Raw genomic sequence first — 8,131 nt, 5'->3', positions numbered from 1 at the left:
CGGCGTCGGCGGGTTGGCCCGCCGACGCCGCCCCTGCGTCCTGGCGATGGGAGCGCTCAGGACTCCCCGCCCTGGGAACCAGACCGGCCGGCGGCGGGGTCCCGAAGCTGGTAGCGGGCGATGGCCTGGGATAGCACGGAGCGGTCCATCCGCCCCTGTGCCACCAGCGCCTGGAGCGTCTTGACCACCACTGACTCGGCATCGATCAGGTAGTGGCGGCGGGCGGCTGCGCGCGTGTCGGAGAAGCCGAAGCCGTCGGCGCCCAGGGTGTGGAAGTCCCCGGGAACCCAGGCGCGGATCTGGTCAGGCACCAGGTGGTCGAAGTCGCTGGTGGCGATGAATGGACCGGAGGCCTCACCCAGCTTGGCGGTCAGGTAGGGCACGCGGGCCGGCTCATCCGGGTGCAGGAGGTTGTGCTGCTCAGCCTCCAGGGCCTCGCGGCGCAGCTCGTTCCAGCTGGTCACCGACCACACGCCGGCGCGCACTCCCCAGTCCTCGGCCAGAAGGCGGCGAGCCTCCTGCACCCAGGGAACTGCCACGCCCGAGGCGAGCAGCTGCACCTCGGGCCCGTCGCCCTCGGGCGGCACGTCGAGGCGGTGAATGCCCCGGAGAATCCCCTCGACGTCAGCGTCTGCGGGCTCGGCCGGCTGGTGGATCGGCTCGTTGTACACCGTCAGGTAGTACATGACGTCCCGGTTGCGGCCGGAATCCGGCCCATACCAGCGCTCAAGCGCGTCGCGCACGATGTGCCGGATCTCGTAGGCGTAGGCCGGATCGTAGGTGACCACCGCCTCGTTGGTGGCAGCCAGCAGGGGGGAGTGCCCGTCCATGTGCTGGGTGCCCTCACCGGTAAGGGTGGTGCGGCCTGCGGTGGCGCCGATGATGAAGCCGCGCGTGAGCTGGTCGCCGGCCGCCCAGAACTGGTCGCCGGTGCGCTGGAAGCCGAACATCGAGTAGAAGATGTAAACGGGGATCATCGGCTCCCCGTGGGTGGAGTAGCTGGTGCCGGCCACCTGGAACAGCGCGGCCGAGCCAGCCTCGTTGATGCCGGTGTGCATGATCTGCCCGGAGGTCGACTCCCGGTAGGACAGCATCATCTCCGCGTCCACCGGCGTGTAGTTCTGGCCCTGGGTGTTGAAGATCTTGCGGGTGGGGAACAGCGACTCCAGCCCGAATGTGCGGGACTCGTCCGGCACGATCGGCACGATGCGCCGTCCGATGTGCTCGTCCTTGATCAGCTCCTTGAGCAGCCGCACGAAGGCCATGGTGCTGGCGACCTGCTGCTTTCCGGAGCCGCCCTTGAGGATCTCGTAGGGGGCGTCACCGGGCAGCTGCAGCTGCGCGCCGGGGTCACGGCGCTCGGGCAGGAAGCCCCCCAGGCGGCGGCGCCGCTCAAGCATGTAGGCCAGCGCCGGGTCGTCCGGCTCGGGGCGGTAGTAGGGAGGCAGCTTCGGATTCGCCTCGAGCTCGGCGTCGCTGATCGGGATGTGCAGGCGGTCGCGCAGCCCCTTGAGGTCCTCCAGGCCCAGCTTCTTCACCTGGTGGGTGGCGTTGCGGCCGGCGAAGTGGGAGCCCAACAGGTAGCCCTTGACCGTCTGCGCCAGGATGACGGTGGGCTGGCCCTTGTGCTCGGTGGCCGCCTTGTAGGCGGCGTACATCTTGTGGTAGTCGTTGCCGCCGCGTTGGAGGGCCCAGATCTCCTCATCCGTCCAGTTCTCCACCAGCTTGGCCGTGCGCGGGTCGCGACCGAAGAAGTGCTCGCGCACGTAGGCGCCGTCGTTGGCCTTGAAGGTCTGGTAGTCGCCGTCGAGCGTCTCCATCATCAGGTGCTCCAGGGCGTGGTCCTTGTCCGCCGCGAGCAGCCGGTCCCAGCCGCGCCCCCAGATCACCTTGATGACGTTCCAGCCCGCACCCTTGAAGCAGGCCTCCAGCTCCTGAATGATCTTGCCGTTGCCGCGCACCGGCCCGTCGAGCCGCTGGAGGTTGCAGTTGACCACGAAGGTGAGGTTGTCCAGCTGCTGGGAGGCGGCCAGCTGCAGCATGCCGCGGGACTCCGGCTCGTCCATCTCCCCGTCGCCCAGGAAGGCCCAGGTGTGCTGGGCGGAGGTGTCCTTGATGCCGGCGCCCTGCAGGTAGCGGTCGAACCAGGCCTGGTAGATGGCCTCCGCCGGCCCCAGCCCCATCGAGACGGTGGGGTACTCCCAGAAGTCCTCCATGCGCCGCGGGTGCGGGTAGGAGGGCAGGCCCCGCCCGCCGGCCGGCCGGGAGACCTCCTGCCGGAACCCGTCCAGGTCCGCCTCGGTCAGCCGGCCCTCCAGGAAGGCGCGGGCATAGTTACCGGGGGAGGCATGCCCCTGGAAGAAGACGTGGTCGCCTCCGCCGGGGTGGTCCTTGCCGCGGAAGAAGTGGTTGAAGCCGACCTCGTAGAGGGTGGCGGTGGAGGCATAGGAGGAGATGTGCCCGCCGACGCTGATGCCGGGCCGCTGTGCCCGGGTAACCATCACGGCGGCGTTCCACCGCAGCCAACGGCGGTATGTGCGCTCAACGTCCTCGTCGCCGGGGTAGTAGGGCTCGTCAACGACGTCGATGGTGTTGACGTAGGGCGTGGTGGTCTGTGCCGGCACGGTCACGTTCTTGCGGCGCGCCTCGGCGAGCAGGTTCAGCAGGATGAAGCGGGCCCGGGGTCCGCCCTTGTCCGCGATGAGGGCGTCGAGGGAGTCACGCCACTCGCCGGTCTCGTCCGGATCATTGTCCGCGACCTTGTGCAGCAGGCCGTCGATTAGTGGAGTGAAGTCGTTGGTAGGGCTCACGGAGATCCTCTTTCTTCGTGTCCGGGCGGCTTAGACGGGGCGCGGCAGGCGGTGTGCCGAGGGCATCGCCCGCCGCGCCGGTCGCGTGCGCTACTAGCACTCCTAATCTAGGAGGCGGAGGCGCTCCGACGCACCCAAAATCGGGAATAAAGTCCCAGAGCAGATGTGGCCTCGAGCACGTTGTGGCGTGTATTACAGGCGGCGGCTCTGAAGGATCCCGCGGGCGGGCGTCGTGCTCTCGGGCGTGTTCGCTTGCGTCCGGCGGGTCTGGTGCGGTGGGCTAGTGCAGTAGCTAGAACCGAGTGCCGCGAAGGCGGCCGACGCACGGGCCAAGCGGCCCCGGCATGAAACGGAGAGAACAGCAGTGGCGAGTACAGCGGCCGGAGCCTTCGGCTTCGCCCCCGGTCTGATCATCCAGGAATTCGGATACGACGACGACGTCGACGAGGCCCTACGACAGGCCGCCGAGGCCCAGACCGGCACCGAGCTCGTGGACGAGGACTTCGAGGACGTTGCGGACTCCGCAATCATCTGGTGGCGCGACGACGACGGTGACATCGACGACCTGACCGACCTGCTGGTTGACGCCCAGGCCAACCTCGACGGTGACGGCCTGGTGTGGGTTCTGACCCCCAAGGCGCGCACCACCGGGGCGGTTGACGCCACCGAGATCGAGGAGGCGGCGCGAACAGCCGGCATGCACGCGACCTCCGCGGCCTCAATGGGGGAGCGCTGGAGCGGTATCCGCGTCTCCAGCCGCAGGCACTGAGCGGGCATTGAGCAGGCACTGGGCGGGCGCTGAGCGGGACGGCGTGCCGGGAGACGACGTCGGCTGGGGCACTGTGCCTCGCTGCTCCCCGTAGGGCGACCCGCCGGTCCCCGTTGCCGTGGACGGCCGTCGACGGCGCTAGAATGTCCCGCGCCGCCGCTTTCACCAGTGGCGGGCACGGACCTGTAGCTCAGTTGGTAGAGCAACGCGTTTACACCGCGTAGGTCGTCGGTTCGAGCCCGGCCGGGTCCACCCATCGCCCTCGGGCGCCGCTGACCCCAGGCGGCCAGTCTCATGCGCAGCACCGAGAGGAGTGCCGTGGCTAGTACCCGACGCAGGCGCCGCTGGCAGCGGGCGCCGTCGCCGGGATTCTGGCTGCGGGGGAGGGGCGCGGTTTGGGCCGCGTGCCGGAGGCGGAGCTCATGGCCCGCTACGCAGTGGGCGGCCGCGGCTACACCGGTCCGCTCGTGCTTGAGGCGGCGAGCCGCTCCACCTGGGAGAATGTCGCCGCAGTCATCCCCCTGATCGAGCACTGCTCCCGCATCGTCATCGTCTCCGACTCCGTGCATGCACTCAAGGCCAGGCTCTTCCTGCACCAGCAGCGCCCCGATCTGGCTGCCCGGCTGGCCCGAGCGGATGATTACCGGCCGGGCGAGCGCCTGCTGCACAAGCCCGGAACCGCCCTGGCGGGAATGATTGACCTGGGTCTGTCGGTATGGGGGCCGGGTTGGGCGCGTGACTCAGCCACCGGCATGGCGGGGCTGCGGCGTGTGCTGGCGTGCGGTCAAGCCAGGGTGCTCATGAAGCGGCCCAGGCGCTTCAAGCCCTCGGTGATCTCCTCCCGGGAGGCCGCGTACGACAAGCGCACGTGCGACTCGGCGGTGCGCACCCCGAAGTCGCGCCCCGGCGTCAGCGCCACATGCGCCTCATCGAGCGCCCGCATGCAGAAGTCCCACGAGGACAGCCCCGTATCGGAGACGTCGAAGTAAATGTAGAAAGCACCGTCGGGCTCCACCGGAATGTTCAGGCCCAGTCGGCGCAGCTGTCCGAGCGCCAGGTGACGCCGCTCCACCAGCTCGCGCCGACGTTGCTCGCACACTGCCAGCGACTGGGGCGTGAACGCCTCCAGGGCGGCGATCTGGGCCGGCGTCGAGGCGCACAGGAAGTAGTTGACCGCCAGGTTGCGCGCCGGCTCGACCAGCGACTCGGGCAGCACCACCCAGCCCAGCCGCCATCCCGTCATCCCGAAGAACTTCGAGAAGCTGGAGATCACGATCGCCTCCGGGTCCAGTGCCAGCACCGTGCGCGCCGGACGTCCCTGCGCATCCGGATCCGCCAGACCCAGGTAGATCTCATCCACGATCCGCCACGCGCCCGCGGCACGCGCCGCGCGGCAGATCCGGTCCAGCTCGGCATAGGGAATGGAGGTGCCCGTGGGGTTCGACGGCGTGGCCATCATGACGGCGTTGGTGTATGGGGTCCACGCCGTCTCCATGGCGTCCAGCTCCAGCTGGTACCGGGACTCGGCAAGCGTGGGGGCCAGTACGATGCGTCCCCCGAAGGAGGCCACGAGCTCACGGTTGCACGGGTAGCAGGGGTCGGCGATCACCACGTCGTCGCCCGGCTCGGTGGTCAGGGCAGCGGCCAGCAGCAGCGCCGCGGAGGCCCCCGAGGTCACCAGGACTCGCTCCGGATCGACCTGCACGTCATGGTGCTCGCGGTAGAAGCGGGAGATCGCCTCTCGTAGCTGTGGCAGCCCCGCTGCTGCCGTGTAGGGCAGTTCCTGGTGGGCCACGCGGGCCAGGGCGTCGCACACCGCCGGCGGGGCGCCGAAGTCGGGCTCGCCCAGACTGAGCTTTGCGACCGAGTACCCGCGGGCCTCGATCTCGCGGGCGCGTGCTCCGATGCTCATTGCGTGGAACGGCGGAGCTGTGACGGCGCGCTGCGCGAGCTTCATGATTCCCTTCCGGAAGACGTGCGCACCGAGCGGCTGCGCGAGACGAATGCATCAGGGTAGTAAGGTTAGGTCCGCCTGCCGAGCGACGCACAGGGTGTGGGATGGGAATTTCGCCACCACGCTGACTGATAGTCTCTACTGCGTCGGTCGCCCGACCGGCGCCAGGGCAGGCGCCCGCGCCCGCGGACACGCCTGCGCGCCCCCTTAGCTCAGTGGTTAGAGCAGCGAGCTTATACCTCGTCCGTGCCTGATAAGCACATGGTCCTGGGTTCGAATCCCAGAGGGGGTACTGGAACGTAGCGGAGCACCGACTGGCCCCTGTGGTGGAACGGTAGACACGGCGACCTTAAAAGTCGCTGCCTGCGGGCGTGCGGGTTCGAGACCCGCCAGGGGCACCATCACCGCTACCCTGGCCCTATGACGCAGCCGCAGCCCAACGCCGACGCACTCGCCGACCACCAGGCGCTGACAGTGGGGGAGGTGGAGGCCATGCTGCGCCGCGCCGCGCCTCCCGAACTCGCTGAGGACTGGGACTCAAACCGGCTGATCTGCGGCGATCCGGAGGAACCCGTCAGCAGCGTCCTGCTGGCTGTGGACCCCGTGGCCGCCGTCGTCGACGAGGCCATAGAGCAGGGCGTGGACATGGTCATCACGCATCACCCTCTCTATCTGCGCGGCACCGACCACGTTGCGGCCACAGACCCCAAGGGGAGGGTGGTGCACCGGCATATCCGTGCCGGTATCGCCCTGGCCAACGCCCACACGTCGCTCGACGCCGCCCACGGAGGCGTGGCTGCCGCGCTCGCCGCCGGCGTCGGCCTGCAACAGGCCCGCCCCCTGCAGCCCAGCCCCGCCGACCCCGCGCAGGGAATCGGCCGCGTGGGAGTACTAGCGGCTCCCACCCGCCTGCGGGACTTAGCCGCCGCCGTCGCCGCGGCCCTACCGGACTCCGTGCCCGGGCTCCTGGTTGGCGGTGACCCGGACGCCGTCGTAGAGACCATGGCCGTATCGGGTGGCGCCGGGGACTCGCTGCTGGAGGCGGCGCGTGCCGCCGACGTCGACGTCTTCCTCACCGCCGACCTGCGCCACCACCCGGCTAGCGAGCACCTCGAGGCCGGTCGGCCCTACCTGCTGTGCGGCACGCACTGGGCCACCGAGTGGGTTGGGCTGCCACCGCTGGCAGCCAGGCTGGAGTCCGCGGCGGCGGCCCGTGGGCATAGACTTTCGACGCACGTATCGCAGATCGTCACCGATCCGTGGACGCTGCGCCTAAGCACCGGGGCCTGAACCGGCCCCGTAGGGCACGCCCGCGGCCGAGACCACGCCCACCGGGGGCACGGAGCAGGCCGCAGGGGGTGCGCCGCCACTCAACAACTCGATACCCACCCCGAATATCCAGCGGAGGATCAAGCCGTGACCAGCGCCCCCCTCAGCCAGCAGCGACTGCTCATTGATTTGCAGAGACTCGACTCGCAGCTCGCGCGCCTCACACACGAGCGCAAGCACCTGCCGGTGCTGGAACGCATCGACGCCACGGTACAGCGCCTGAAGGCCAACCGGCGGCGCGCCGTTGTGGCCGCCGCTGCCCTGCAGGAGGCTCAGGCCAACGCCAAGACGCGTGAGGATGAGGTCAACCAGGTCCTCCGGCGCGCCCAAGTGCTGCGCGAGCGGCTCTCCTCCGGTCAGGCGGCAGCCCGTGACCTACCCGCGATTCAGTCCGAGATCGACCAGCTCGGCCGGCGGCAGGCGGTTCTGGAGGAGGCCCAGATCGCGGCTATGGAAGCGCTTGAGGCCGCTCAGGCGGAAGCTGGCTCCGCCGCCGAGGAGGAGCAGGAGATACGTGCCGGAGGGCGGGAACTGACAGCCGCCAGGGATGCCGACTTCGCCCGCCTGGATACCGAGATAGCCGACGCACGCACTAAGCGGTCCGAGCTGGCCGCGGTGATCGACGACGCTCTGCTCTCCGAGTATGAGGCGGTGCGGCAGCGAACCGGTGGGCTCGGGGCAGTAGCCCTATACGGGCGCCGGGTTGAGGGCGGCAGCGTTGAGATCAGCCCCCAGGAGCACGCCCGCATCGCCGCCGCGCCGCAGGACCAGGTCATCCACGCCGAGGACAACGACGTAATAGTGGTCCGCATGGAGGGCTGACGGGCGTGACGCGTCACCCCGCCTGCGGGCGGCGGCTGCTCCCGGCGCATGCAGGCGGCCGGTGCTCCTGCCAACCAGTGATCATCTAGAATCACCCTCGCGGACGAGCCGACCGGGCGGCCGCGGTACCGTCGGAGCGTCGGCGGATCGAGGAACGTCCGGGCTCCACAGAGCAGGGCGGTGGCTAACAGCCACCCGGGGTGACCCGCGGGACAGTGCCACAGAGAACAGACCGCCGACTACGGTCGGTAAGGGTGAAACGGTGGGGTAAGAGCCCACCAGCGTGACGGGTGACCGCCACGGCTAGGTAAACCCCGCTCGGAGCAAGACCGCGCAGCAGGTGCCCGCTGAAAAGCGGAAAGGGTTGCTCGCCCGAGCCTGCGGGTAGGTCGCGTGAGGCCACCGGCAACGGTGGTCCAAGATGGATGGTCGCCACTGCCGCACCGG

General features: G+C 69.5%; 5 protein-coding genes, 3 tRNA genes, 1 other RNA gene and 1 pseudogene. 8 read left to right on the top strand and 2 right to left on the bottom strand.

Annotated features, from left to right (window positions below):
* Positions 1-56 precede the first annotated feature (56 nt).
* Positions 57-2,810, bottom strand: a complete 2,754-nt coding sequence (aceE, locus tag GZ998_RS06605; protein WP_219109402.1) for a pyruvate dehydrogenase (acetyl-transferring), homodimeric type — start codon at positions 2,808-2,810, stop codon at positions 57-59.
* Between the two features lie 364 nt (positions 2,811-3,174).
* Between aceE and GZ998_RS06600 the strand changes: the two genes are divergently transcribed.
* From GZ998_RS06600 to GZ998_RS06590, 3 genes and pseudogenes are all read left to right on the top strand, one after another.
* Positions 3,175-3,579 (top strand): DUF3052 domain-containing protein, encoded by a 405-nt coding sequence (locus GZ998_RS06600; protein ID WP_161924134.1) that lies wholly within the window; start codon positions 3,175-3,177, stop codon positions 3,577-3,579.
* A gap of 179 nt (positions 3,580-3,758) precedes the next feature.
* Positions 3,759-3,831: transfer RNA gene (locus GZ998_RS06595), tRNA-Val, on the top strand.
* Positions 3,832-3,923: 92 nt separating this feature from the next.
* A pseudogene (locus GZ998_RS06590) lies at positions 3,924-4,184 on the top strand (ElyC/SanA/YdcF family protein); the annotation flags it as partial.
* A 179-nt stretch (positions 4,185-4,363) separates the two neighbouring features.
* On the opposite strand, the gene GZ998_RS06585 reads toward GZ998_RS06590, so the two are convergent.
* Positions 4,364-5,536 (bottom strand): aminotransferase class I/II-fold pyridoxal phosphate-dependent enzyme, encoded by a 1,173-nt coding sequence (locus tag GZ998_RS06585; protein ID WP_161924133.1) that lies wholly within the window; start codon positions 5,534-5,536, stop codon positions 4,364-4,366.
* A 198-nt stretch (positions 5,537-5,734) separates the two neighbouring features.
* Here GZ998_RS06585 and GZ998_RS06580 point away from each other — a divergent pair.
* From GZ998_RS06580 to rnpB, 5 genes are all read left to right on the top strand, one after another.
* Positions 5,735-5,825: transfer RNA gene (locus tag GZ998_RS06580), tRNA-Ile, on the top strand.
* 25 nt (positions 5,826-5,850) lie between these two features.
* Positions 5,851-5,934, top strand: a tRNA-Leu gene (locus GZ998_RS06575).
* A gap of 19 nt (positions 5,935-5,953) precedes the next feature.
* Positions 5,954-6,823 carry a Nif3-like dinuclear metal center hexameric protein gene (locus GZ998_RS06570; protein ID WP_219109401.1) on the top strand — a complete coding sequence of 290 codons (870 nt, stop codon included), beginning with the start codon at positions 5,954-5,956 and terminating at the stop codon, positions 6,821-6,823.
* A 126-nt stretch (positions 6,824-6,949) separates the two neighbouring features.
* Positions 6,950-7,684 carry a zinc ribbon domain-containing protein gene (locus tag GZ998_RS06565; RefSeq protein WP_161924131.1) on the top strand — a complete coding sequence of 245 codons (735 nt, stop codon included), beginning with the start codon at positions 6,950-6,952 and terminating at the stop codon, positions 7,682-7,684.
* A gap of 115 nt (positions 7,685-7,799) precedes the next feature.
* Positions 7,800-8,121, top strand: an RNA gene (rnpB, locus tag GZ998_RS06560) — RNase P RNA component class A.
* Positions 8,122-8,131: the final 10 nt, after the last annotated feature.

The sequence above is a fragment of the Actinomyces sp. 594 genome (assembly GCF_019325145.1).
Classification (GTDB): Bacteria; Actinomycetota; Actinomycetes; order Actinomycetales; family Actinomycetaceae; genus Actinomyces.
This window is presented reverse-complemented; position numbering and strand designations above follow the sequence as displayed.